At 62.8% G+C, this 23,229-nt stretch carries 20 protein-coding genes; 13 read left to right on the top strand and 7 right to left on the bottom strand.

The annotated features are described in order from the left end of the window. Window positions 1-26: 26 nt before the first annotated feature. Window positions 27-935 (bottom strand): LysR family transcriptional regulator, encoded by a 909-nt coding sequence (locus ACFY68_RS13790; protein WP_387528047.1) that lies wholly within the window; start codon window positions 933-935, stop codon window positions 27-29. Between the two features lie 155 nt (window positions 936-1,090). Here ACFY68_RS13790 and ACFY68_RS13785 point away from each other — a divergent pair, with 155 nt between their 5' ends. The 3 genes from ACFY68_RS13785 to ACFY68_RS13775 are packed head-to-tail and all read left to right on the top strand — an operon-like array spanning window position 1,091 to window position 4,686. Next, complete coding sequence (locus tag ACFY68_RS13785) at window positions 1,091-2,395, top strand: MFS transporter (RefSeq protein WP_387528044.1); 1,305 nt, start codon at window positions 1,091-1,093, stop codon at window positions 2,393-2,395. A 30-nt stretch (window positions 2,396-2,425) separates the two neighbouring features. Continuing rightward, a complete protein-coding gene (locus ACFY68_RS13780) occupies window positions 2,426-3,664 on the top strand; it encodes a Zn-dependent hydrolase (RefSeq protein WP_387528041.1) in 1,239 nt (412 codons plus the stop codon). Further along, window positions 3,664-4,686, top strand: a complete 1,023-nt coding sequence (locus ACFY68_RS13775) for a histone deacetylase family protein (protein ID WP_387528038.1) — start codon at window positions 3,664-3,666, stop codon at window positions 4,684-4,686. Before ACFY68_RS13780 ends, ACFY68_RS13775 begins: the two co-directional genes overlap by 1 nt. 110 nt (window positions 4,687-4,796) lie before the next feature. Here ACFY68_RS13775 and ACFY68_RS13770 read toward each other — a convergent pair whose 3' ends face one another. The 3 genes from ACFY68_RS13770 to ACFY68_RS13760 all read right to left on the bottom strand — a co-directional run bounded on the left by ACFY68_RS13770 (window position 4,797) and on the right by ACFY68_RS13760 (window position 8,469). Continuing rightward, complete coding sequence (locus ACFY68_RS13770; protein ID WP_387528035.1) at window positions 4,797-5,072, bottom strand: hypothetical protein; 276 nt, start codon at window positions 5,070-5,072, stop codon at window positions 4,797-4,799. Further along, on the bottom strand, window positions 5,069-6,808 hold the full coding sequence (locus ACFY68_RS13765) for an S-type pyocin domain-containing protein (RefSeq protein WP_387528032.1): 1,740 nt from the start codon (window positions 6,806-6,808) through the stop codon (window positions 5,069-5,071). Before ACFY68_RS13765 ends, ACFY68_RS13770 begins: the two co-directional genes overlap by 4 nt. A 236-nt stretch (window positions 6,809-7,044) precedes the next feature. Beyond that, window positions 7,045-8,469, bottom strand: a complete 1,425-nt coding sequence (locus ACFY68_RS13760) for a PLP-dependent aminotransferase family protein (RefSeq protein WP_387528029.1) — start codon at window positions 8,467-8,469, stop codon at window positions 7,045-7,047. A 326-nt stretch (window positions 8,470-8,795) separates the two neighbouring features. On the opposite strand from ACFY68_RS13760, the gene ACFY68_RS13755 reads away from it, so the two are divergent. Next, window positions 8,796-10,205 carry an amino acid permease gene (locus tag ACFY68_RS13755; RefSeq protein WP_387528026.1) on the top strand — a complete coding sequence of 470 codons (1,410 nt, stop codon included), beginning with the start codon at window positions 8,796-8,798 and terminating at the stop codon, window positions 10,203-10,205. 3 nt (window positions 10,206-10,208) lie between these two features. Here ACFY68_RS13755 and ACFY68_RS13750 read toward each other — a convergent pair whose 3' ends face one another. Continuing rightward, on the bottom strand, window positions 10,209-10,388 hold the full coding sequence (locus ACFY68_RS13750; protein ID WP_387528023.1) for a hypothetical protein: 180 nt from the start codon (window positions 10,386-10,388) through the stop codon (window positions 10,209-10,211). A gap of 114 nt (window positions 10,389-10,502) precedes the next feature. Here ACFY68_RS13750 and ACFY68_RS13745 point away from each other — a divergent pair, with 114 nt between their 5' ends. From ACFY68_RS13745 to tam, 4 genes are all read left to right on the top strand, one after another. Continuing rightward, window positions 10,503-11,039, top strand: coding sequence for an RNA polymerase sigma factor (locus ACFY68_RS13745; protein WP_387528021.1), 537 nt, complete (start codon window positions 10,503-10,505; stop codon window positions 11,037-11,039). Then, window positions 11,036-11,878, top strand: a complete 843-nt coding sequence (locus ACFY68_RS13740; protein WP_387528018.1) for a FecR family protein — start codon at window positions 11,036-11,038, stop codon at window positions 11,876-11,878. Before ACFY68_RS13745 ends, ACFY68_RS13740 begins: the two co-directional genes overlap by 4 nt. Window positions 11,879-12,165: 287 nt before the next feature. Next, window positions 12,166-14,586, top strand: a complete 2,421-nt coding sequence (locus ACFY68_RS13735; protein WP_387528015.1) for a TonB-dependent siderophore receptor — start codon at window positions 12,166-12,168, stop codon at window positions 14,584-14,586. 72 nt (window positions 14,587-14,658) lie between these two features. Then, window positions 14,659-15,435: a trans-aconitate 2-methyltransferase gene (gene tam / locus ACFY68_RS13730; RefSeq protein WP_387528012.1), complete on the top strand. Its 777-nt coding sequence runs from the start codon at window positions 14,659-14,661 to the stop codon at window positions 15,433-15,435. Here tam and ACFY68_RS13725 read toward each other — a convergent pair. Both ACFY68_RS13725 and ACFY68_RS13720 read right to left on the bottom strand, forming a co-directional pair. Further along, window positions 15,432-15,797 (bottom strand): DUF2784 domain-containing protein, encoded by a 366-nt coding sequence (locus ACFY68_RS13725; RefSeq protein WP_346613026.1) that lies wholly within the window; start codon window positions 15,795-15,797, stop codon window positions 15,432-15,434. The two genes, tam and ACFY68_RS13725, sit on opposite strands and share 4 nt — an antisense overlap. A 93-nt stretch (window positions 15,798-15,890) precedes the next feature. Then, window positions 15,891-16,760 carry a LysR substrate-binding domain-containing protein gene (locus ACFY68_RS13720; RefSeq protein ID WP_387528009.1) on the bottom strand — a complete coding sequence of 290 codons (870 nt, stop codon included), beginning with the start codon at window positions 16,758-16,760 and terminating at the stop codon, window positions 15,891-15,893. 240 nt (window positions 16,761-17,000) lie between these two features. On the opposite strand from ACFY68_RS13720, the gene ACFY68_RS13715 reads away from it, so the two are divergent. The 5 genes from ACFY68_RS13715 to ACFY68_RS13695 all read left to right on the top strand — a co-directional run bounded on the left by ACFY68_RS13715 (window position 17,001) and on the right by ACFY68_RS13695 (window position 23,108). Then, entirely contained in the window at window positions 17,001-18,317 is a 1,317-nt protein-coding gene (locus ACFY68_RS13715; RefSeq protein WP_387528006.1) for an MFS transporter, read from the top strand. Window positions 18,318-18,331: 14 nt separating this feature from the next. Then, window positions 18,332-19,723, top strand: a complete 1,392-nt coding sequence (locus ACFY68_RS13710; RefSeq protein ID WP_387528003.1) for an FAD-dependent oxidoreductase — start codon at window positions 18,332-18,334, stop codon at window positions 19,721-19,723. A gap of 94 nt (window positions 19,724-19,817) precedes the next feature. Continuing rightward, entirely contained in the window at window positions 19,818-20,531 is a 714-nt protein-coding gene (locus ACFY68_RS13705; protein WP_387528001.1) for a YebC/PmpR family DNA-binding transcriptional regulator, read from the top strand. A gap of 138 nt (window positions 20,532-20,669) precedes the next feature. Further along, entirely contained in the window at window positions 20,670-21,614 is a 945-nt protein-coding gene (locus ACFY68_RS13700) for a LysR family transcriptional regulator (RefSeq protein WP_387527998.1), read from the top strand. A gap of 81 nt (window positions 21,615-21,695) precedes the next feature. Next, a complete protein-coding gene (locus ACFY68_RS13695; RefSeq protein ID WP_387527995.1) occupies window positions 21,696-23,108 on the top strand; it encodes a DOPA decarboxylase in 1,413 nt (470 codons plus the stop codon). The last annotated feature ends 121 nt before the right edge of the window (window positions 23,109-23,229 follow it).

Genomic DNA, 23,229 nt, shown 5'->3' with positions numbered 1-23,229 from the left:
ACAAGGGGAAGCGCTGAATAGGCTGCTCACTCCAGGCAGTTCTGCAGCGCTTCGATAAACACCTCTTCAGCTCGGCTCAGGCGCTGCTCCCTGTTCCACAGCAGGTGAATATCCACATCCGCGATGCCTTCCTGCGGCGGCAGTTTCCACAGCAACCCTGCCGCCACATCCACCGCCACCACATGCTCCGGCAGGCAGCCGATGCCAAACCCGGCGATCACCAGCCGGCGCACCTCCTCAAGGCTCGGCGACGACGCGACGATGCGGCCGGAAAACCCCTGCTGGTCGCGAAAGATGGTCAACGGCGAGAGCATTCCACCAATCTGGTCGCTGGTGAAGCTGACGAAATTCTCCCGCTGCAAATCCCCCTCGGCCTGGCCGAACAGGGCATGGTGCTTGCCACAGAAAAACGCATAGCGCTGGCGCAGGAACAAGCGTTGCTCCAGCCGCGGTTGTGCCCGACGGTTCAGGCTCAGGCCGGCCGTGGCGGTCTTCTCCTGTAACGCGGCGACAATATCGGAGCTGCGCATCACGTCGATTTCCACATCCACCCGTGGGTGTTGGCGGTGGAAGTCGGCGAGAAAATCGTCGAAACGCTCACTGACGATACGGCTGATCATCAGCAACCTGACCTTGCCCACCAATTCGTCCGCTGGCTGTTCCAGCAGTCCGCCGATCTGCGACATCTGCCCATACACCTCGCCAGCCAGCAGGAACAGCTGCTCACCCATGTCGGTGAGGACGAAGCGTGGCCCACGGCGGGCAATCAGCTGCCGGCCCAGTTGTTCCTCCAGGCGCTTGAGCGCCTGGCTCACGGCCGGCTGGGTCAGGTGCAGGCGCGCTGCGGCGCGGCTGATTGACAGCTCCTGGCCGATCACCCGGAAGGTGCGCAGCAGGTTCCAGTCGAGGCGGTCGTTGAGCAGGCGGTCGGACATGGCGGGGCTCGATGATAAGCGTGGCTAATAGTGCGAATAATAAATAGAAAATTGACTAATCATAGCCCCGGGACGATAAATCGCAGTCAAGCGCCCACAGAGCGCTACCGTGACCCGATCAACTCCTGCCAGAAAAACAAACAAAGGAGCCCCCCATGCAGCCCACTGCTTCGCCCCAGCCGCGCCGTGCCGCCGCGGCCGCGTTCATCGGCACCATGATCGAATGGTACGATTTCTACATTTACGCCACCGCTGCCGCGCTGGTGTTCGGCGCCTTGTTCTTCCCTTCCGACAACAGCCTGTTCAGCACCATGGCTGCCTTTGGCACCTTCGCTGTCGGCTTTTTCGCCCGGCCGTTGGGTGGCATCGTCTTCGGCCACGTGGGCGACCGCATCGGCCGCAAGAAATCGCTGGTCATCACCTTGCTGATGATGGGCATCGTGACCGTCTGTATCGGCCTGCTGCCGACCCATGCACAGATCGGTGCCGCCGCACCGGTGCTGTTGATCATCCTGCGCGTCATCCAGGGCATTGCCGTCGGTGGTGAATGGGGCGGAGCCGTGCTGATGGCCGGCGAGCATGCGCCCAAGGGCCGGCGCAACTTCTTTGCCTCGTTCGCCCAGTTGGGCAGCCCGGCGGGTTTGATCCTTTCCTTGCTGGCGTTCGGCGCTGTCACCCGGCTGCCCGAAGAGGACCTGATGAGCTGGGGCTGGCGCGTGCCGTTCTTGGCCAGTGCACTGTTGCTGCTGGTGGGCCTGGCGATCCGTCTGGGGGTCAACGAGTCGCCTGAATTTATTGCCAGCCGCGAGCAGGCGGCCAAGGCCCAGCGCAAGGAGCAGGCGCCGGTGCTGGAAGTGCTGCGCACCGCCTGGCGCCCGCTGCTGCTGTGCATCGGCGCCAATACCCTGGGCATTGCGGGGGTCTACTTCACCAACACCTTCATGATCAGCTATACCACCCAGCAACTGCACCTGGAGCGTTCGCTGATCCTTGAATGCCTGTTCTTCGTGGCGATCATCCAGTTCTGCGTGCAGCCGCTGGCCGCGTGGCTATCGGAAAAGATCGGCGCCACGCGCTTTCTGGCCTTGGTTGCCGTGCTGGCGATGGCCTCGCCGTACCCGATGTTCGTGCTGGTCAGCTCGGGCCAAGGCCCGCTGATCGTGCTCGGCATCGCCCTGGCGGCAGCCTGCATGGCCTCGTTCTATGCGGTGATCGCCGGCTACGTCAGCGGCATGTTCGAAACCCGGGTGCGCTATACCGCGATTTCCATGGCCTACCAGGTGTGCGGCGCCATCGCCGGCGGCCTGACGCCATTGATCGGCACCTGGCTGGCGCACACCTTCACAGGCCTTTGGTGGCCGATGGCGGTGTTCTACACCCTGATCGCCGCCATTTCCCTGGTGTGCGTGCTGGCCCTGGCGCGCCAGTACGCGCATAGCCAGCGCTTGGAACTGGCCTGATTCATCTTCTTGTTTTTGGAGTATCCGCACATGTTGAAAAGCAATGGCGAACGCCTGTGGGCGAGCCTGATGGCCATGGCCGAAGTCGGCGCCACCGCCCGCGGCGGCAGCTGCCGCCTGGCCCTGAGCGACGAAGACAAGGCTGGCCGTGAACTGTTCAGCCATTGGTGCCGCGAGGCCGGCCTGAGCCTGAGCGTGGATGCCATCGGTAACCTGTTCGCCCGCCGCGCCGGCAGCGACCCAAGCGCCGCCCCGGTGATGATGGGCAGCCACCTCGACACCCAGCCCGAGGGCGGCCGCTTCGATGGCGTCTACGGTGTGCTGGCGGGCCTTGAGGTCGTGCGCCGCCTCAACGACCTGAACATCCAGACCCGCAAACCGCTGGAAATCGCCGTCTGGACCAACGAGGAGGGCGCCCGCTTCACCCCGGCCATGTTCGGCTCGGCGGTGTTCACCGGCACCCTCGCGCTGGACCAGGCCTGGGACATCCGCGATGCCGACGGCATCAGCGTGGCGGATGAGCTGAAACGCACCGGTTACGCCGGCCAGCGCCCGTTGGGCGGCGAGGTCGATGCCTACTTCGAAGCGCATATCGAGCAAGGCCCGATTCTGGAAGACAACGCCAAGGCCATCGGTGTGGTCAGCGGTGGCCAGGCCATCCGCTGGCTGGACGTGACCGTCGAAGGCATGGCGGCGCACGCCGGCACCACGCCGATGCCGCTGCGCAAGGACGCCCTGTACGGCGCCGCGCGGATGATCCAGGCCGTCGAACAATTGGCCGCCGACTTTGCCCCCGAAGGCCTGACCACCGTGGGTGAACTGTCGATCGCCAAGTCCTCGCGCAACACCATCCCCGGTGTGCTGCGCTTTACCGTCGACCTGCGCCACCACCGCGATGAAGCCATCGAAGCCATGGAGCGCGACCTCGGCCAGAAACTGCAGGCCATCGCCACCCAGCGCGGCTTGCAGGTGCGCATCGACCGCCACTGGGTGAGCCCGGCGACGCCGTTCGACGCCGACTGCGTGGCGGCCGTGCAGCAGGCGGTGGATGGCCTTGGCTATGCCCAGCAATCCATCGTCAGCGGCGCCGGCCACGACGCCATTCTGCTTGCCCGTTACTGCCCGACGGCCATGGTGTTCATCCCCTGCGTCGGTGGCCTGAGCCACAACGAGGCCGAAGACGTACTGCCCGAGGACGCTCGCCAGGGCGTCGATGTATTGCTCAACGCCGTGCTGGCCCGCGCCGGCCGTGCAGAAGGAGAAGCCTGATGCGTTGCTACTTCCACCCCCAACAACTGCTGCACCACCCGCGCAGCTACTACTCGCGCGGCGCCATGCGCACCCCGCAGGAAGTCCCCGAGCGCGCCCAGCGCCTGCTGCAGGCCGCCAAGAGCCTCGGCTTCGACATCCGCCAACCTGCCGACGCCGGCCTCGACCCGCTCAAGGCCGTGCACGGCGAAGCCTACCTGGCGTTCCTCGAAGAAGCCCATGCGCGCTGGAAAGAAGTACCCGAAGACTGGGGCGACGAAGTCATGTCGAACATCTTCGTCCGTGAACCCAACGCACTGCGCGGCATCCTCGCCCAGGCCGGCCGCTACCTGGCCGACGGCAGCTGCCCGGTGGGCGAGCACACCTGGCACTCGGCCTACTGGTCGGCACAGAGCGCCGTGGCTGCCGCCAAGGCCATCCTCGACGGCGAGCCCGCCGCCTACGCCCTGTGCCGCCCACCGGGTCACCATGCACGCTTCGATGCCGCCGGCGGCTTCTGCTACATCAACAACGCCGCCGTCGCCGCCCAGGCCCTGCGCAGCGGCTACCGCCGGGTGGCCATCCTTGACACCGACATGCACCACGGGCAGGGCATTCAGGAGATCTTCTACGAGCGCAACGATGTCCTGTACGTCTCCACCCATGGCGACCCGACCAATTTCTATCCAGGCGTTGCCGGGTTCGAGGACGAACGCGGCAGCGGCGCGGGGGAGGGCTACAACCTCAACCTACCGATGGCCCATGGCGCCAGCGAGGCGGACTTCATGAGCCAGCTGGAGATTGCGCTGAGTGCGGTGAAGGACTTTGGCGCCGAGGTACTGGTGTTGTCGCTGGGGTTCGATATCTACGAACTCGACCCGCAAAGCAAGGTGGCGGTGACGACCGAAGGGTTTGCGGCGTTGGGTGAGCGGATTCGGGCGTTGCGGTTGCCGTGTGTGATTGTGCAGGAAGGGGGGTATCACCTGGAAAGTCTGGAGGCGAATGCGCGGGCGTTTTTTGCAGATAAAGCAGGTTGGCAATAAATACAAGGTGCCGGCAGCATCTGATGATGCAGTCGGCACCCTGTTGTGACGTCTAGCTGCCCAATTACACTGGTTAGATACAGGGCAGTCGCATCCATAAGTGGTCGCACTCAAGGTTGGTTGAGTTTGTATTTTTTCTCAAGAAGGAATTGGGGGGGGGTCCATTTGGGCCCTTTCGAATACCCGCCGCCTTTTTGTTCTATTAGTCCATCCGAACGCATTTTTTTTATCAGGTCTATCAGGCCGAGGCAGTTGCCAAGAAAGACCCATTTATTACGCTCATATAATCTGTCTAGTTGCGGGTGAGAGATGCTGGCGCCTCTAGTAAGGAACAAAATGACATCCTTAGGTTCCTCGTTTTGTACTATGTGGTCGATAGTGTTCATTGGTAATCTCGTTGAAGTTGTTTCAATTCAGCTTCCAAAGCCTTGGGGGTATATAGCAGTTCGGCTTCTGAGCTAAGTTGGTAGTCTTCTAAAGTGGCGGCGTGAGTGTTGTTCCACGCCTCTCCATCATCAATTGGCAGAATTCTATCAGCGATTCCGAGGGCACGAAAGCGCTCAAGTTCCCTCAGTTCATGGGTGATAAATCGCTTGTCTATGTCAGTAGGTTCTATCTTCCCGTGTAAGATTTTTTCAAGCCGATCAATCATGACGACATTAGCGTCAGATGGATCGAAGCGGCTTATGTGTAATTTCACAAGGTCGACTCCCGCTTGGGTGAACGTGGCATCTCGCCAATCCAGGCGTTCGACAGGCCCTCCCGCTTTATCCGGATTGTAGGCCCTGCCGCTGTAGGTGCCTACCGTCGTAGCGCCAGGGTACGGCGAATTGAATACGATATATAACGGCGGCAGGCCAGACTCTGCCGGGAAGCAGTAGATACAATCTTTGGGGTTTTGAGGTTCGATTGCGGGGAACGGTGTCGACGCTCCAAAGGGGGTGTCGAGATTCACACCCTCATATGGGCTGGGCACGACTGGTATGCCTGGAGATGTAGTCGAGAAATCAGTAGCGGCATGTATGGGGAATGTAAGCCGTATCGGGAAGTCCCTTGATGGGACCGAGACGTAGCTATTGCTCGCTTCATCATAGATGAGGGCGCGCACGGGTATCTGATTACCTGCGTTTGCTGTCTTCAGGTGTCTTGAAAGAATGTAGGCGTCGAGTTCGGTGTGGATTCGAAGCGGGGAATCCAGAGAACCTTGGGTTGCTGCAAGCTCTTGAATGTTATCGGGTAAGTCAGGAATTAGCAGCTCCGCCGGGATGCTCAGAGCCGAGTCATGATACAGATCAGCGTTCCCTAATTCAGGTGAGTAAAAGACTCCGCCAATACCCAATCTGAAAATTCGTAATGCTGCGGCTTGGGCCATTTTGAGGAGTTTAAGCCCTTCGTATCGCAGTTTGAATTCGAAACGGTGTGTTAATGTTATAGGGCCTTGGGTTGTGCCTAGTTGAATGGTGGGGTTCAGTGAAAAGGTGATCGAATTGCTCTGAAGGTTTTGCTGATTTCGGTTTGCTAAGGCTGTTATTGCTTCGTGGTGATGTTTTTCTAGCTCTATCTGGGTCTTTTTCAGGCAGCGCGTAAGTACGATTTCGACTTGTGCTGCGGTGATGCTGGTCACGAGTTGGTAAATGTCTTGCTCAATAATCCAGAAGTCACTATCAATGCCGAAGTGTGTCTGTACTTGGTGAAAAAAGCGTTCCGCCGGGTTTAGATCGTCTGGGGTGTAGATGTGTGATCCTGAATATAGGTCGGTGTAGCGGCCTGCTTGCCTCTTGATTGTGTTGTAAAGAATAAGTGTGAAGGCTTTTTTTGCGTACAGTTTGTTAAGGTTTTTGGAGTGTCTTTGTTCAATAGCTAAGTAATGTGCTTCAAGATAGTCATCAAAACCAGGCGTGTCGGGTGGGCAGCTCGCTTCGACTCTGTTGATTATATCTTGCGCTAGCGCCTTGGCATTATCAAAAAGCGCTTCATTAGTAAGTGCTGTTATGTCTGGCGGAACGATAGGGGCCGAAAATGGACTGTTCCATGCGAGCAATGCTTCAAAGTTATAATCAAAAGGTACGTTGGAATAGAGTTCATCGAGCTCTGGGCGTGTCAAGGTTATCCGGGCGATCATCTCTCTTTCCTGGTGGTCAGGTATGGAGTGATGAATGCTGTAGGGTCAATAGATGAGGAGTAACATGGAATTAATGCGTGATGAGTAAATTTATCCATCTCATGGCGCTGGACTTCAATAGAAGCTAGGGGGTAATGCGAATTCTGTAAATGCTATTACAGGTGAAACGTTCGTCCCCATGCATGCCGTTAGATATTCAGCGCCTGTAGCGAGCCCCTTCTCAGAAGCACCGCCCCCTATATTCCACCTCGCCGCACATGCTTCACCAACACCTTCTCCAGCAACTCCCACATCGCCGGGTCCGTACTGAACGCCACATTGAACCGCATCCACCCGGTCGGCTTGGCATCCACCATGAACAACTGCCCGGGCCCGAGCATGATGCCTTTCTCCAGCGCATCGTCCAGCAGCGCGGCGCTGTCGGGGATGGCCGGGTGGCGGGTCCAGATGTACATGCCTTCGTCCGACTCGGTGAACAGCTCGAAGCCGAGACGATGCAGGTGGCGGCCAACTTCCTGGTGCGCCTCGGCCAGGCGCTGGCGCAGGCGTTTGAGGTGCTTGCGCCAGCGGCCGTCGATGATCGCGGCGTACACCACGCGCTCCATCACCTGCGAGGTGGTCAGGCCCGAGCGCATCTTCAGGTGCAACAGCTTCTGCGAAAGCGCCGGGTTGGCCAGCAGGTAACCGACCCGTACGTTGGGCGAGATGCTCTTGGAATAGCTGCCCACATACACCACCTGCTGCAGATGGTCGAGGCTGGCCAGGCACGGCTGCGGCTCGGCGACCATGTCGGCGTACAGGTTGTTCTCCACCAGCCGGAAGCCGTGCTGGCTGGCCAGTTGCAGCAGGCGGTGCAGCTGCGGCAGCGGGGTACGCGAGCAGGTCGGGCTGTGCAGGTGCGGCTGGGTGAAAAAGGCGGTCGGGCGGTGATGCGCCAGCAGTTGCTCCAAATGGTTGAGGTCGTAGCCGTTCGGGGTGCGCGGCACGCCGATCAGGGTGGCGCCCTGGGTACGCAGGATGCTCATCAGGTTGGGGTAACCGGGGTCGTCCACCAGCACCACGTCACCTGGGCGCACCAGCGTGCGCACGGCGAGGTCGAGTGCCTGGCTGGCGCCGTGGGTCAGCATCAACTGCGCCGTATTGGCGACGATCGACAACTCTTGCTGCAGGTTCTGCGCAGTCAGCGCGCGCAGCTCCGGCAGGCCCATGGGGTCGCCGTAGCCGGAAAGCTCCAGCGGGCTGCCGGCCACCTGGCGCAAACCACGGCGCAGGCCTTCTTCGTACATCCAGTCGTTGGGCAGCCAGCCACAACCTGGCTTGAACGGCAGTTGGCGGGTTTCGAAGATCTGCTGCAGGTACCATTCGGAGTTGAACGATGGTCGACTGGCGTCGGCCTCGGCGGTGTGCGTGTCCAGCAACTCGGCCACCGCGCGGTTGACGAAGAACCCGGCATTGCCCTTGCTCACCAGCAGCCCCTGAGCCACCAGGCGATCGTAAGCCTCGACCACGGTGAAGGTGCTCACCGAATAGGTCGCGGCGAACGCGCGGATCGACGGGACCTTGGCGCCTGGCTTGAGGGTCTGGTTGTCGATCAGCTCGCGCAGCCCGTCGATGATCTGGTTGACCAACGGGGTTGAGGAGTCTGGATGTAATTCGAGCATTCGGGGGCCTTGAGGGTGCGTATCGCCTGGCGCCTGCAGGGTGTATTGCATTGGCGGCCTGTACAGTGCAGTGCGAGATTCATGCCACTGTGCATGGCTCTATCTGTCGGACATTTTTACATTAGGTGTCAGATATCGCCAGATAAAGCATGTTCAGTTCGCCCGAAGGGCAAACCTTCGGGTGTGCAAGCAGGCCGCCAGGGATGGCCTGCGTGTGTTTGCGCACACCTTCCTGCCCGCATTAGCGCTGATGTACAGGTGAAGCCGATCGCCATCATGGCTTCACGCATTTCCTTGGATAAAAAGAAGCACGGGGTACACAACTGATGGGAGCAACATCCACAACCACCACCGCGAAAGGTGAGCACGAGAGCAAGCTCAGTGCCTCGCTCAAGTCGCGCCACCTGACGATGATGTCGATCGCCGGGGTTATCGGCGGCGCCTTGTTCGTCGGTTCCGGCAGCGTGATCCACAGCGCCGGCCCGGCTGCTGTCCTGGCCTACCTTGCCGGCGGCATCCTGGTGGTACTGATCATGCGCATGCTCGGTGAGATGGCGACGTCCTCGCCCGACACCGGCTCGTTCTCCACCTACGCCGACCGCGCGATTGGCCGTTGGGCCGGTTTCACCATCGGCTGGCTGTACTGGTGGTACTGGGTCATCCTGATGGCCTGGGAAGCGTACGTGGCGGGCAAGATCCTGCATGGTTTCTTCCCGGACGTGAGCGTCAACGTGTTCGTGCTGGCCACGACCCTGTTGCTGATCACCGTGAACTTCTTCAACGTCAAGCACTACGGTGAGTTCGAATTCTGGTTCGCGCTGATCAAGGTGATTGCGATTGTCTGCTTCCTGATCGTGTGTACCGCGGCGGTCATGAACGTCTGGCAGTTCGGTGAAGTGCGGGGCATCACCCACCTGACCGCCGAAGGCTTCATGCCCAATGGCATTACCACGGTCATTGGTGCGTTGCTTGGGGTGATGTTCGCCTTCCTCGGCGCCGAAATCGTCACCATCGCGGCTTCCGAAGCCAAAGACCCGGCCACCCAGATCGTCAAGGCCACCAACTCGGTGGTATGGCGTGTGTGCCTGTTCTACGTCGGTTCGATCTTCCTGATCGTCTGCCTGGTACCGTGGAACGACCCGCAGCTTGGCGTCTCCGGCTATGGCGCCTACCGCCGTACCCTGGAACTGCTGGGCGTGCCGTATGCCGAGCTGCTGATGAACTTCGTGGTACTGACCTCGGTGAGCAGCTGCCTGATCTCCGGCCATTACACCGCTTCGCGCATGCTGTTCTCGCTGGCCCAGCGTGGCGATGCACCGTCGTTCTTCAAAATCACCCGCGCCGGCACCGGCGTACCGGTGTACGCCATCATCGGTTCGTGCGCGGTGGCCGTGGTTTGCGCGCTGATCAACTTCAGCGAAACCCTGCGCCCGAAAGACGTGCTGGACACCCTGATGAACACCACCGGCATGATCGCCCTGCTGGTGTACCTGGTGATCGCCTTCTCGCAGTTGCGCATGCGCCGCAAGCTGATCGCCGAGGGCAAGGAAGTACGTCTGAAGATGTGGCTGTTCCCGTGGCTCACCTACCTGGTGATCGCCTTCATCGTCGCCGCGCTGGTCACCATGGCCTTCATGCCTGACTACCAGATCCTGGTGATCTCCACCGGCATCGCCGCGGCCATCGTGGTGGCCATGGGTGTGGTGCATCAGGTTCGTAGCGCCAAGCAACACTAAGCACTAGTGCTGCTTCGAAACGGCCGGCTCCCTTGGGAACCCGGCCGTTTCGCGTTGCTGGGCCGGGGTTTTGTCTGAAGGCATGTGAAAGCGCCCGTTCATCCACGGCGAGCCGAGGAGGGCGGCGGCGGCGATCAGGGCCAGCAGGGCGAGGGCCAGGAATGTTTTCATGGGCATGCGCATAGTTGAACTGACTCGAAGGATAGCCAGTCAGTTCCGGCCCTGATGCCGGTGAAGACAACACGGGTAATCTCACACTACAATGCGAAGCATTATCACCTGGACGTTTGTGCTGTCATGTCCGATACCCCGCCCAATCAGCAATTGCTCGACACCCTGGCACTGCATTACGACGACCTGGTCAAGTTCATCAGGCAGCGTTTTCGCGATCGTCATTTTGCCCGTGATCTGGTCCACGACGTATACCTGCAGATCCTCGACAAGCCTCCCCGCGAACGGGTGTCGTTGCCCTTGGCTTTTCTGCGCAAGGTCACCTTCAACCGTGCCATCGACCGCGTCCGCGCCGAGTCGATTCGCGCCGCACACCTGGCTACCGCCAGCACTGAAGAGCCTGCGCTGGATACCTGGGACGGCGCACAGGCATTGGATTTCGAGCAGCAATTGCATGCCTTGCTGGCGATCATCGAAGCGCTGCCGTCGCGCCAGCGTCAGGTGTTCCTGCTGCACCGCATCCACGGCATGGCCCAGCGTGACATTGCCGAGGAACTGGAGATCTCGACCAACATGGTGACCCAGCACTTCAACCGCGCAATGCGCGCCATCATCAGCCGTTGGGAGCCCGCGCGCCGCCTGCGTGGCGAGGCCCAGGCATGAGCCAGGACAAAACAGCCGCGAAACGGCAGGCCGACCTGCTGGAGCCCTTCAGCGCAGCGTTGCGCGAGCGAGTGGCTTCACGCGAGGTGCTGCTGGCCGAGGCCAAAGCCATGACCGCGCGGCAGCGCAAAGGGCGCAAGGCCGCAGGCTCGACCGCCCTGGCCTTGCTGCTGGCAGGTACTGTGTGGTGGCTGGACCCGGCTTGGCGCACCGAGCAGGTGCAGGTGGCCATTGGCGCGCAGCGTGAAATCCAACTGGCCGATGGCAGCCAGGTGCTGCTCGATTCCGGCAGCCACCTGCGTATAGAGCGCCGCCTGCGCAGCCGTCAGCTGGAGCTGGTGGATGGGCAGGCCAGGTTCATTGTGGTGCATGCCGATGCGCCGTTCATTGTGCGTAGCCAGGGCGTAAGCGTGCGCGACATCGGTACAGTGTTCGATGTACGCAGCGATGTGCGCGGGGTGCAGGTGGGGGTGCTGCAAGGGGAGGTCGAAGTCAGTAACGGTCGCGGGGAGGTGCAGCCGCTGCAGGCTAACCAGCAGGTGCTGGCTACGGTTGCCGAGTTGAGTGAAGTGCAGCAGGTGGACAGCGTAGCCCTGGACGGCTGGCGGCAGTCGGTGCTGCGCTTCGATGGCACGCCGCTGCGCGAAGCGGTCGTCGACTTGCAGCGCTACAGTGAACAGCCGTTGCGGTTGGCGGATGAGCGTACCGGCGGGCTGCGGCTGTCGGGTGAGTTCGATAGTCGGCAGGTGCGGGCATTGCTCGAGCAGTTGCCGGCCGTGTTGCCGGTGACCACGGTGCGCGGTGTCGACGGCGGTCTGACAATCGGCCGGAAAGATTGATCGCCTGTACCGGCCCCATGCCGGCAAGCCGGTTACTGTAGGAGCGGCTTCAGCCGCGAAGCAGGCGCCGCGGTGGATGGCACCGGCTTCGCCGGTGTTCGCGGCTGAAGCCGCTCCTACAGGATCCCCGCCAAATCAGTAAGTTAGCGTTTAGTCTATGAGAGCCGGCTTGCCGGCGCTAGGGCCAGCACAGGCAACCAATAATTATTTGCAAATGCACATCAACTTTTCTCCATGGCCAACCGCCATCCCCATGAAGTCACTCGAATCGTTGGTATGGGGAACACATGAACAACGCTTTTTCACCGTTGGCGCTGTTGGTCGGATGCCTGATGGCCAGTGCTGTCGTGCAGGCGCAGGATGCCACCTTCACCGTTGATATCCCGGCGCAACGCCTGGACCGCTCGCTCAATGAACTGGCGCGGCAGACGGGCACGCGCATCCTGTTTGCCACCGACGCCGCTGAAGCCCTCCAGGCCCGTGCCGTACAAGGGCGTATGACCGTCGAGCAGGCCCTGCAGCGGCTGCTGACGGGTAGCACACTGCAGGTGCAGCGTGCCGGTGACGGCTACTTGATCGGCAGCGCTGCCAGCGGCACTGCGCTGGAGCTTGGCGCCACCAACGTCGACGGCCAGTTGTTCGGCAACAGCACGGAGGGTAGCGGTGCCTATACCCTGGGTTCGACCCGCAGCGGTACCGGCCTGGACCTCTCGCTGCGCGAAACGCCGCAGTCCATCAGTGTGGTCACCCGTCAACGTATGGACGATCAGGGCCTCAACGGCCTGACCGAGGTGTTGCAACAAACACCCGGCTTGTCGGTGCAGAGCCTGGGCAGCGAGCGCTTCAATATTTATTCGCGGGGGTATTCGGTTGATAATTTCCAGTTCGACGGTATCCCGACCACCCTCGACATCGTCAGCCAGGTGTCGGCCCAGAGCCTGGCCGACATGGCCGTTTACGACCACGTTGAAGTGCTGCGCGGTGCAACCGGCCTGCTGACCGGCGCCGGCGATCCGTCGGCCACCATCAATTTGGTACGCAAACGCCCGACTGCAGAATTCAGGGGGCATGTCAGTGCCGGGCTGGGCTCGTGGAACAAATACCGTACCGAAGTCGATCTTTCCGGGCCGCTGACACCAACGGGCAATGTGCGTGGGCGGATGGTCGCGGCCTACCAGCAGAGCGACAGCTTCGTCGACCACTATCACCAGGAAAAACAGGTGTTCTACGGCATCCTCGAAGCCGACCTGAGCGACACCACCTTGCTCACCGTGGGCGCCGACTACCAGAAGAACGAGCCCCAGGGTTCGTCATCTGTGGCGTTTCCACTGTTCTACAGCAACGGCGAGCAGACCGATTTTTCGCGCTCGACCAACAGCGCTGCGCGCTGGAGCAGCAACCCGCAGGACGTGCTGAATACCTTCGCCAGCCTCGAGCAGCAACTGGGCCATGACTGGAGCCTGCGCGTTGCCGTCAACCAGATGTACATCAATCGCGAGGACTACCGCCTGGCCACCGCCAGTTGGGGCTTCCCTGACAAGCAGACCGGGCAGGGCGTGCGCTTGTATGGCGGTGCGGGCAGCACCTGGCAGAAACAGGTCGGCGTCGATGCCCAGCTCAAAGGGCCGTTCCAGGCCTTTGGCCGTGAACATGAGCTGGTACTGGGTTACAACTTCTCCCGTTATGAGAATCACCACGACCCGTTGCGCGGTACGTCGATCGAAGGCAATCGCGTCAACTTCTTCACCTGGGATAACTACACCACCGAGCCAAACACCGGCGTCGGCAAGCTGTACGACGGTGATACCAGCATTTATCAGACCGGCACCTACCTGGCCACTCGATTACGGCCTACCGATGACCTGTCGGTAATACTCGGCACCCGCGTCAGCAACTACCGTTACCGTTACGATCTCGAATACGTGGTCAGCCCTGCGTTGAACCGGGTTACAGCCAACCGTGAGAGCGGGGTGGTCACGCCCTATGCCGGCATCGTCTATGACCTCAACGATATCCACTCGGTCTACGCCAGCTATACCAGCATCTTCAAACCGCAGACGGTGCGTGATGCCACCGGCAGTACCCTCGACCCGCGTGAGGGGGACAACTACGAGGTCGGCCTGAAAAGTGCATACTTCGGCGGGCGCCTCGACACCAGCATTGCCGCCTTCGAGATCAAGCAGGACAACCTGGCCGAAGTCGACCCGGGCAAAGTCGTGCCCGGCACCACCACCTCGGCCTATCGGGCGATTTCCGGCGCCACCACTCGCGGCTTCGAAGTAGAAGCCACCGGCGAGTTGCAACCAGGTTGGAACCTGAGCGCCAGTTACAACCACAGCATCACCAAGGACGCTGATGGTGAGCGGGTGAACACGGTATCGCCGGCCAACATGGTCAAGCTGTGGACCACCTACCGCCTACCGGGCGAGCTGGAGCGGCTGACCGTAGGTGGCGGCATGAACTGGCAGAGCGGCACCCACTTCACGGCGGCGCCGGTGGACCTGGGCAAGACGGTCAAGGCCAGCCAAGGGCAGTTCGCGGTGTTCAACCTGATGGGGCGCTACCAGTTCACCGAGCAGCTCTCGAGCACCCTCAACGTCAACAACCTGTTCGACAAGAAGTACCTGAGTGCGCTGGATACCACGTTCTACAGCGGCTACTACGGTGAGCCGCGCAACGTCATGGTGACCACGCGCTGGGATTTCTGATTGTGGCAAACGGCCCCTGATGGCTGGCACATGGCTTATGCTGAGCACATTGCCCGCCAAAAGGAGCCCCCCATGGCCTGGTCCGCCACCCAGTATTCCCTGTTCGAAGATGAACGCACGCGCGCCGTGCGCGATTTGCTGGCCGCTGTGCCGCCGCGCCCCGTGCGCCATGCCACCGACCTGGGCTGTGGCCCGGGCAATTCCACCGAGGTGCTGCTGCAGCGCCACCCGGATGCCCAGGTGACTGCGCTGGACAGCGACCCGGACATGATCGACAAGGCGCGTGCGCGGCAGCGCCTGCGTATCCCGCGGGTGCGCTGCGACATCGCCGATATCGCCAGCTGGACCGCGCCCGAAGCGCAAGACCTGATCCTCGCCAATGCCTCGCTGCAGTGGGTGCCCGACCACGGCTCGCTGTACCCGCACCTGGTGCGCCAGCTAAGCGAAGGGGGAAGCCTGGCCGTGCAAACCCCGGACAACCTCGACGAACCGGCCCACCGGCAACTGCGCGAGATAGCCGGTCGCGGCCGCTGGGCCGACAAGTTTGCCGACTTCAGCTTGCCGCCGCGGCATAACGCGGCGTTCTACTACGACCTGCTCAGCCCGCTGTGCACGCGGGTGGATGTGTGGCGCACCACTTATCACCACCCGCTGCCGGGCGGCGCCGAGGCAGTGGTGGAGTGGTTCAAGGGCTCGGCCCTGCGGCCGTATCTGGCCAGGCTGGACGAAGATGAGCAGGCGGACTTCCTGCAGATGTACCTGCAGGCCATGCAGCACGACTACCCGCCGGCCACCGATGGCAAGGTGCTGCTGCCGTTCCCGCGGCTGTTCGTGATTGCTACCCGCTAGTTGCGACGCCAGCGCCAGATCACGTAACCGTAGACGCCGAGGTTGACCAGCAGCACGACGCCGCCCAGCAGCCATTGGATCTGCGGCGTCAGCCCGGCCGGGTAGATCAGCGGCCAGATGTAGTGCTCGACGAAGCCGCCGTGGTAGCCGGCATCGCCTGCGGCGAAGCGCATGCGGTTTTCCCAGTCGGTCAGCGGGCACTCCAGGTGCAGGCCCTCCACCGCCAGGCCCCAGGCCAGGGCGGGCAGGTGGACGAGCAGGGCGGGGCGCCATCTGAGCACCAGCAGGCCACCGAACAGCACCAGCAGGATGAAGGCCAGGTGTAGCAGGACCAGGGCGTCGGCGGCTAGGCGAGAGAGCATGGGGTGCGCATCTGAGGTTGGGATATTCCCAGCATACCTGTGTTGGCAGTGCTGGCCGCTTCGCGGGCAAGTCGGATCGCCGCACCGCCGCTCTTACAATTCCTCCTGGACCATCTGCAAAAACGTCGCCACCACCCGCCGCGTCCGCTGCTCGGTCAGGCACACCAGCGTCTCGGTCAGGTGCCGTTGGCAATCGACAATTGGCAGCGCACACACCCGGGCATCCGCGCCGAACTCGGCCGCCGACACCACCCCCACGCCAATCCCCACCACCACGGCCTCGCGCGCAGCCTCGCGGCCCTCAACCTGGATCGCCGGGCGAATCCGTAGCCCGGCACGCTGCATCTCTTCCTCTAGCGTCTGCCGCGTCACCGAGCCCGGTTCGCGCAGCACCAGCGGTGTGTCGTCCAGGTCTGCCAGGCTGATCGAGCCCCGGCTGGCCCAAGGATGGCTGTGCGAAACGAACGCCACCATCGGGTCGCGGCGCAAGGGTACGCAGTACAGACGCTCGTCATCCACATCGCGCCCCAGCAGGGCGAGGTCGGCCTGGTAACTGAACAGCCGGGCCAGGGATTCATCAGTGTTGCCGGTCTCGACCTTGACCTGGACGCCCGGGTAGCGCTGGCAAAAGCGCGCGATCTGGGGCAGCACGTGCACTGGCGCATCCACCGCCAGCACCAGGCTGCCGGTGTGCAGGGCACGGGAGTCGTGCAACAGTTCCTGGGCTTCGGCTTCGCAGGCGAACAGGCGTTGGCTGATGCCCAGCAGCCGTTCACCGAGGTCGGTCAATTGCACCGAACGTTTGTTGCGTTGGAACAGCAATACGCCAAAGCGCTCCTCAAGCTTGCGCACCTGGTCAGACACCGCCGGCTGGGTGAGAAACAGTTTTTGCGCGGCGCGGGTGAAGCTGCCGTGCACGGCCACCGCGTGGAAGGCCTTCAATTGAGCATGGGACACCGACATGACGACTCCAGTAACAAGCTGAGCTTATGTGTGTAATACGATAAATCGATTTTATTTATCAGTCTGCAACTGTTTCCATAGCTCTCAACCCAACACCGCCCAAGCGGCCCCGGGCCATGGCGCATGCAAGTGCGCCATCTGACCAATGACGAGCCCACGTCATGCAGTGCGCAACACAAGAACAAGACAGGCGTTTTTTAACAATCTGCCGGCACACTTGAGCAAGAGGTCAGAGTCAACATGAACCAATCCCTAGCCGCGTTCAAACGCTGGCGTATCCAGATTTTCGCTATTACCTGGCTGGCCTACGCCGCCTTCTACTTCACCCGCAAGGCGTTTTCGGTCGCCAAGCTCGGTATCGGTGAAGACCCGACATTCATGCTCGACAAGGCCGCCATGGCCAACCTCGACGCCATCTACCTGGCTGCCTACGCCGTGGGCCAGTTCACCTGGGGCATGCTTGCCGACCGCTTCGGCCCGCGCGTGGTGGTGCTGGGCGGGCTGCTGATTTCGGCAGTAGCGGCGGTAGTGATGGGCAGCTATGCGACCTTCCCGATTTTCGCAACCTGCATGCTGATCCAGGGCCTGGCGCAGTCCACCGGCTGGGCCGGGCTGTGCAAGAACATCGGCAGCTTCTTCCCGGCCTCGCAGCGCGGGCGGGTGTTGGGGTTGTGGAGTTCGTGCTACGCCTTCGGTGGCCTGGTCGCCTCGCCGTTTGCCGGCTGGTGGGCCTATACCCTGGTCGGTACCTGGCACGCGGCGTTCTTCTCCAGTGCCGTGGTCGTGGCCGCGGTGGCGGTGCTGTTCTTCTTCCTGCAGCGCAACAAACCCGAGGACGTCGGGTTGCCAGCAGTTGAGCCCGAGCCGCAGAGCATGGCCCCGGCCGGCAACCTATGTAGCGTCTGGGCGCCGCTGCGCGAGATCCTGCGCAACCGCACGGTGCTCACCCTGGGCCTGGCGTACTTCCTGCTCAAGCCGGCGCGCTACGCCATCCTGCTGTGGGGCCCGGTGATCGTCTTCGAGCAGATGCCCTCGGTGGGCAAGGTGGGCGCGGCGATCATCCCCACCGCCTTCGAGCTGGCCGGCTTGCTGGGCCCGATCATCATCGGCCTGGCCTCGGACAAGCTGTTCGGCGCCCGGCGTATGCCGGCCTGCGTGATCAGCCTGCTGCTGCTGACCGTGACCTTGGCGCTGTTCATGGCCGCCATGCAGTCCGGCAGCATCGTCATGGTAGTGGGCCTGCTGTTCGTCATGGGCCTGACCCTGTACGGGCCGGACTCGATGATCAGCGGTGCGGCGGCGATCGATTTCGGCACGGCCAAGGCCGGCGCTACGGCAGCCGGTTTCGTCAACGGCTGCGGTTCGGTAGGCGCGGTGCTCGGCGGCTTGCTGCCCGGCTACTTCGACAGCGTCACGGTGTTCATCGTGTTCGCTGGCTGCGCGTTGTTCTCGGCCCTGGTGCTGCTGCCGCACTGGAACAGCCGCCCGGCCAGCGTCGCCCAGGCCAATGACGTGGCACCCAATACCAGCATGGCGATCAAGCCACTGCGCACTTAAAGGAACGCGAGCGAATGAGACCCTTCTGGCTGCAACAGGCCCTGGCTTCGGAACAGGACGCGGTGTGCCCGCCACTGCACGGCGATGCCCGCTGCGACGTGTGCATCGTCGGCGGTGGCTACACTGGCCTGTGGACCGCGCTGATGCTCAAGGAGGCAGTGCCGGCACTGGACGTGCTGCTGATCGAGGCCGACATCTGCGGCGCGGGTGCCAGCGGGCGCAATGGCGGCTGTGCGTTGTCCTGGTCGGCCAAGTATTTCACCCTTGAACGCTTGTTCGGGGCGGCCGAAGCGGTGCGCCTGGTGCGTGAGTCAGAGCGCAGCATCGGCGCCATCGGCGAGTTTTGCGCCGCCAATGGCATCGACTGCGATTACCGCCTGGACGGCACCCTGTATACCGCCACCAACCAAGCGCAGGTCGGTGCCACCGATGCGGTGATCGCGGCGCTGGCGCAGAAGGGGATCAATTCGTTCGAGCGCCTGGCGCTGGACGAGGTGCAGCGCCTGGCAGGTTCGGCGCGGCACCTGGAAGGCTGGTTCTCACCCGCGGCTGCCACCGTGCAGCCCGGGCGGCTGGTGCGCGGCCTGCGCCGCGTAGCGCTGCAGCGCGGGGTGCGTATTCATGAAGGTACCGCGATGACCGGCCTTGAGCACGGCGCGCCGGTGCAGGTGCGCACGGCCCATGGCACGGTGCGCGCCGACCGCGTGGTGCTGGGCCTGAATGCCTGGATGGCACGCGCCTTCCCGCAGTTCGAGCGCAGTGTGGCGATCGTCTCCAGCGACATGGTCATCACCGAGCCGTGCCCCGAGCTGTTGCGCGAGATTGGCCTGAACAACGGCATCAGCGTGCTCGACTCGCGGATCTTCGTGCACTACTACCACAACACCTCCGATGGGCGCCTGATGCTCGGCAAAGGCGGCAACACCTTCGCCTATGGCGGGCGCATGCTGCCGGTGTTCGACCAGCCCTCGCCATACCGGCCGCTGCTGCGCGAAACCCTGGGTGAGTTTTTCCCGGCATTGGCCGATGTGCCGCTGGCGGCCAGCTGGAACGGCCCGTCGGACCGCTCGGTGACAGGCTTGCCGTTCTTTGGCCGGCTGGACGGGCAGGGCAATGTGTTTTACGGCTTTGGCTACTCCGGCAGTGGGGTAGGGCCGTGCCACATGGGCGGCCAGATCCTATCGTCGCTGGCGCTGGGCCTGGACAACCCATGGAGCCGCTCGCCGCTGGTCAAGGGCCCGCTCGGGCTGTTCCCGCCGGAGCCGATCCGTTACCTGGGGTCGCTGATGGTGCGCAACGCCATCCGCCGCAAGGAGCGGGCCGAAGACCGCGGGCTGCGGCCGCGCCACCTGGACGTGCGCCTGGCGCGCTTCGCGGCGGCTGCGGGCAAGGCCGACAAGGCGTGAGATTTCTTGTCGATCACAGGCGCGAGGGCGTATAAACTGCTCCCACTTTTGGCCGGTCGCTTCCTGAACCGGCCGCTGAAACAAGAGAGTCGACATGGGCGCACAGTGGAAAGCCAAACATAGAGAAACAGCTGCCAATGCCAAGGGCAAGATCATGGGCAAGCTGTCCAAGGAAATCCAGATCGCAGCCAAGTCGGGCGCCGATCCCGACATGAACCCGCGCCTGCGCCTGGCCATCGTGCAGGCCAAGAAGGCCTCGATGACCCGCGAGACCCTGGACCGTGCGATCCGCAAGGGTGCTGGCCTGGACGGCGATGCCGTGCAGTACCACGCGGTGAGCTACGAAGGCTTCGCGCCGCACCAGGTGCCGCTGATCGTCGAGTGCCTGACCGACAACGTAAACCGCACCGTTGCGCAAATTCGTGTGCTGTTCCGCAAGGGCCAGCTGGGTGCCAGCGGTTCGGTGGCGTGGGACTTCAACCACGTCGGCCTGATCGAAGCTACCCCGGCAAGCGCCGATGCCGATCCAGAAATGGCGGCAATCGAAGCAGGTGCTCAGGACTTCGAAGAAGGTGAAGAAGAGGGCTCGACCCTGTTCATCACCGACACCACCGACCTCGATGCTGTGCAGAAGGCCCTGCCAGAGCACGGCTTTACCGTCACTGCGGCGAAAATCGGTTACACCCCGAAAAACCCGGTGAGCGCTGCCAGCCTGAGTGCTGAAGCACTGGCTGAGGTCGAGGCGTTCCTGGAGGCGATCGACGAGAACGATGACGTGCAGAACGTCTATGTGGGTTTGACCGACTAAACGCCGGGGCCGCTTTGCCGCCCAATCGCCGGCAAGCCGGCTCCCACAGGTACCCCGCAGCGCTCAAGCATAGCGGGGGCCCTGTGGGAGCCGGCTTGCCGGCGATTGGGTCAGCCAGTGCAATACAGGGATGCCTGCATGAACCCAACCTTCGCCTCCCTGAGCCTCGCCCACCTGCGCACCCTCGATTGCCTGCTGCAGCTCAAGAACCTCAGCCACGCCGCCGAGCGCCTGGGCGTCAGCCAGTCGGCCCTGAGCCGGCAACTCGCTCACCTGCGCGAAGGCTTCGACGACCCGCTGCTGGTACGCCAAGGCCGCGGTTACGTGCTCAGCGAATACGCCGAAGCCCTGGTCGAACCGCTGCGCCAGGTGCTCGAGGAACTCCAGGCCCTGCGCCAACCCGCCGCCTTCGACCCGGCCCGCTGCGAGCGGCGCTTCTGCCTGGCGGCTTCCGATTATGTTGCCGAACACATGCTGCCGCTGCTCGTGGCCGCGCTGGAGCAGGAAGCCCCCGGCGTCTGCATCGAATACCGCACCTGGCAGGCGGGCCAGTACGCCTTGCTCGCCAGTGGCGAGATCGACCTCGCCACCACCCTGTTCGACGAGTCGCCGCCCAACCTGCACGGTCGCCTGCTCGGCGAAGACCGTGCGGTATGCCTGATGCGACGGGAGCACCCGCTGGCAGGCTGTGAAGCCCTGAGCCAGGGCGATTACCTGGCCTTCAAGCACGTGCGCATCTCCGGCGGTGGCGACAAGGATAGTTTCATCGACCGCCACCTGCGCGCCCAGGGCCTGCAGCGTCGGGTCAGCTTGGAGGTGCCGTTCTTTTCCGCCACCGTGCAGGTGATCGCCAACAGCCAGGCGCTGGCCACCGTGCCAGAGCACATCGCCCGCCAGCTGTGCCGCCTGAATGACCTGGCCTGGCGGCCGCTGGGCTTTGTCGAGCACACCCAGCGCTATTGGGTGGTATGGCACCAGCGCCTGCAGGCGTCGGCCGAGCACCGCTGGCTGCGCAACCGGGTGTTCGAGCTGTGGCGCCAATCGCAATTTGGTGTGCAGGGCGGGCATGCGGGTTTGCCATAGCAGGTATGCGCGAAGCGGGGTTATTCGGCGGGTAGCAGGCGCCTAGACTGTGGCCACAAGCCCGCCTACAGGAGACCGCGCGTGACCCCAGAACAATTTCGCCAGTACGGCCACCAACTGATCGACCTGATCGCCGACTACCGCCAGACAGTCGGCGAGCGCCCGGTCATGGCCCAAGTCGAACCCGGCTACCTGAAGGCCGCCTTGCCGGCAGGTGCCCCGCAGCAGGGCGAGCCGTTCGAAGCAATTCTCGATGACGTCAACACGCTGGTCATGCCTGGCCTGTCGCACTGGCAGCACCCGGACTTCTACGGCTACTTCCCCTCCAACGGCACCTTGTCGTCAGTGCTCGGCGATTTCCTCAGCACCGGGCTGGGGGTACTCGGCCTGTCGTGGCAATCCAGCCCAGCGCTGAGCGAACTGGAGGAAACGACCCTCGATTGGCTGCGCCAGCTGCTGGGCCTGTCTGCACAGTGGAGCGGGGTAATCCAGGACACCGCCTCCACCAGTACCTTGGTGGCGCTCATCAGTGCCCGTGAACGCACCAGCGATTACGCGCTGGTGCGCGGTGGCCTGCAGGCAGAGGCTAAACCGCTGATCGTATATGTCAGCGCCCACGCCCACAGCTCGGTAGACAAGGCGGCTCTGCTGGCCGGCTTCGGCCGGGCGAACATCCGCCTGATTGCCACGGACGAGCAATTCGCCATGTGCCCGGACGCGCTGCAGGCCGCCATCGAGCAGGACATTGCCGCCGGCAACCAGCCCTGCGCGGTGGTCGCCACCACCGGCACCACGACCACGACGGCGCTGGACCCACTGCGCCCGATCGGCGAAATCGCCCAGGCCCAGGGGCTGTGGCTGCACGTCGACTCGGCCATGGCCGGTTCGGCGATGATCCTGCCCGAGTGCCGCTGGATGTGGGACGGCATCGAGCTGGCCGATTCGGTAGTGGTCAACGCGCATAAGTGGTTGGGCGTGGCCTTCGATTGCTCGATCTACTACGTGCGCGACCCGCAGCACTTGATCCGGGTGATGAGTACCAATCCCAGCTACCTGCAGTCGGCGGTGGATGGCGAGGTGAAGAACCTGCGTGACTGGGGCATTCCGCTGGGCCGCCGTTTCCGGGCCTTGAAGTTGTGGTTCATGTTGCGTAGCGAGGGGGTAGAGGCGTTGCAGCAACGACTGCGTCGTGACCTGGACAATGCCCGCTGGCTGGCCGAGCAGGTCGAGGGGGCGGCAGAGTGGGTGCTTTTGGCGCCGGTTCAGCTGCAAACGTTGTGCATTCAGCATCGGCCTGCGGGGCTGGAAGGGGAAGCGCTGGATGCGCATACCAAGGGCTGGGCGGAGCGGCTCAACGCTTCGGGTGACGCGTATGTCACGCCGGCGACCTTGAATGGGCGGTGGATGGTGCGGGTGTCGGTAGGCGCGCTGCCCACCGAGCGTGAGCATGCCGAGAAACTGTGGTTGCGGTTGCAGGAAGTGATCAAAGGTTGAAACAGCTGGGGCCGCCATGCGGCCCATTCGCGGGTGTACGACCGGAGACATCGTTTACATAGTAAACCGGGGACATGGTTTACACATTTGAGGCTTGGACGCGGTTTTCGCCTCGTCCAAG

Origin of the sequence: Pseudomonas sp. NPDC012596, from assembly GCF_042902325.1 — a bacterium.
Classification (GTDB): domain Bacteria; phylum Pseudomonadota; class Gammaproteobacteria; order Pseudomonadales; family Pseudomonadaceae; genus Aquipseudomonas.
Note: the sequence above shows the minus strand (reverse complement) of the source record. Positions and strands in the feature narration are given on the sequence as shown.

What these genes read in the sequence shown, in the direction of transcription:
- ACFY68_RS13780 (WP_387528041.1), top strand. Translation starts at nt 2,426, where the DNA reads ATGTTGAAAAGCAATGGCGAACGCCTGTGGGCGAGCCTGATGGCCATG.
- ACFY68_RS13790 (WP_387528047.1), bottom strand. Translation starts at nt 935, where the DNA reads ATGTCCGACCGCCTGCTCAACGACCGCCTCGACTGGAACCTGCTGCGC.
- ACFY68_RS13760 (WP_387528029.1), bottom strand. Translation starts at nt 8,469, where the DNA reads ATGCTCGAATTACATCCAGACTCCTCAACCCCGTTGGTCAACCAGATC.
- ACFY68_RS13715 (WP_387528006.1), top strand. Translation starts at nt 17,001, where the DNA reads ATGAACCAATCCCTAGCCGCGTTCAAACGCTGGCGTATCCAGATTTTC.
- ACFY68_RS13735 (WP_387528015.1), top strand. Translation starts at nt 12,166, where the DNA reads ATGAACAACGCTTTTTCACCGTTGGCGCTGTTGGTCGGATGCCTGATG.
- ACFY68_RS13745 (WP_387528021.1), top strand. Translation starts at nt 10,503, where the DNA reads ATGTCCGATACCCCGCCCAATCAGCAATTGCTCGACACCCTGGCACTG.
- ACFY68_RS13765 (WP_387528032.1), bottom strand. Translation starts at nt 6,808, where the DNA reads ATGATCGCCCGGATAACCTTGACACGCCCAGAGCTCGATGAACTCTAT.
- ACFY68_RS13775 (WP_387528038.1), top strand. Translation starts at nt 3,664, where the DNA reads ATGCGTTGCTACTTCCACCCCCAACAACTGCTGCACCACCCGCGCAGC.
- ACFY68_RS13770 (WP_387528035.1), bottom strand. Translation starts at nt 5,072, where the DNA reads ATGAACACTATCGACCACATAGTACAAAACGAGGAACCTAAGGATGTC.
- ACFY68_RS13705 (WP_387528001.1), top strand. Translation starts at nt 19,818, where the DNA reads ATGGGCGCACAGTGGAAAGCCAAACATAGAGAAACAGCTGCCAATGCC.
- ACFY68_RS13755 (WP_387528026.1), top strand. Translation starts at nt 8,796, where the DNA reads ATGGGAGCAACATCCACAACCACCACCGCGAAAGGTGAGCACGAGAGC.
- ACFY68_RS13725 (WP_346613026.1), bottom strand. Translation starts at nt 15,797, where the DNA reads ATGCTCTCTCGCCTAGCCGCCGACGCCCTGGTCCTGCTACACCTGGCC.
- ACFY68_RS13740 (WP_387528018.1), top strand. Translation starts at nt 11,036, where the DNA reads ATGAGCCAGGACAAAACAGCCGCGAAACGGCAGGCCGACCTGCTGGAG.
- ACFY68_RS13720 (WP_387528009.1), bottom strand. Translation starts at nt 16,760, where the DNA reads ATGTCGGTGTCCCATGCTCAATTGAAGGCCTTCCACGCGGTGGCCGTG.
- ACFY68_RS13700 (WP_387527998.1), top strand. Translation starts at nt 20,670, where the DNA reads ATGAACCCAACCTTCGCCTCCCTGAGCCTCGCCCACCTGCGCACCCTC.
- ACFY68_RS13785 (WP_387528044.1), top strand. Translation starts at nt 1,091, where the DNA reads ATGCAGCCCACTGCTTCGCCCCAGCCGCGCCGTGCCGCCGCGGCCGCG.
- tam (WP_387528012.1), top strand. Translation starts at nt 14,659, where the DNA reads ATGGCCTGGTCCGCCACCCAGTATTCCCTGTTCGAAGATGAACGCACG.
- ACFY68_RS13710 (WP_387528003.1), top strand. Translation starts at nt 18,332, where the DNA reads ATGAGACCCTTCTGGCTGCAACAGGCCCTGGCTTCGGAACAGGACGCG.
- ACFY68_RS13750 (WP_387528023.1), bottom strand. Translation starts at nt 10,388, where the DNA reads ATGCGCATGCCCATGAAAACATTCCTGGCCCTCGCCCTGCTGGCCCTG.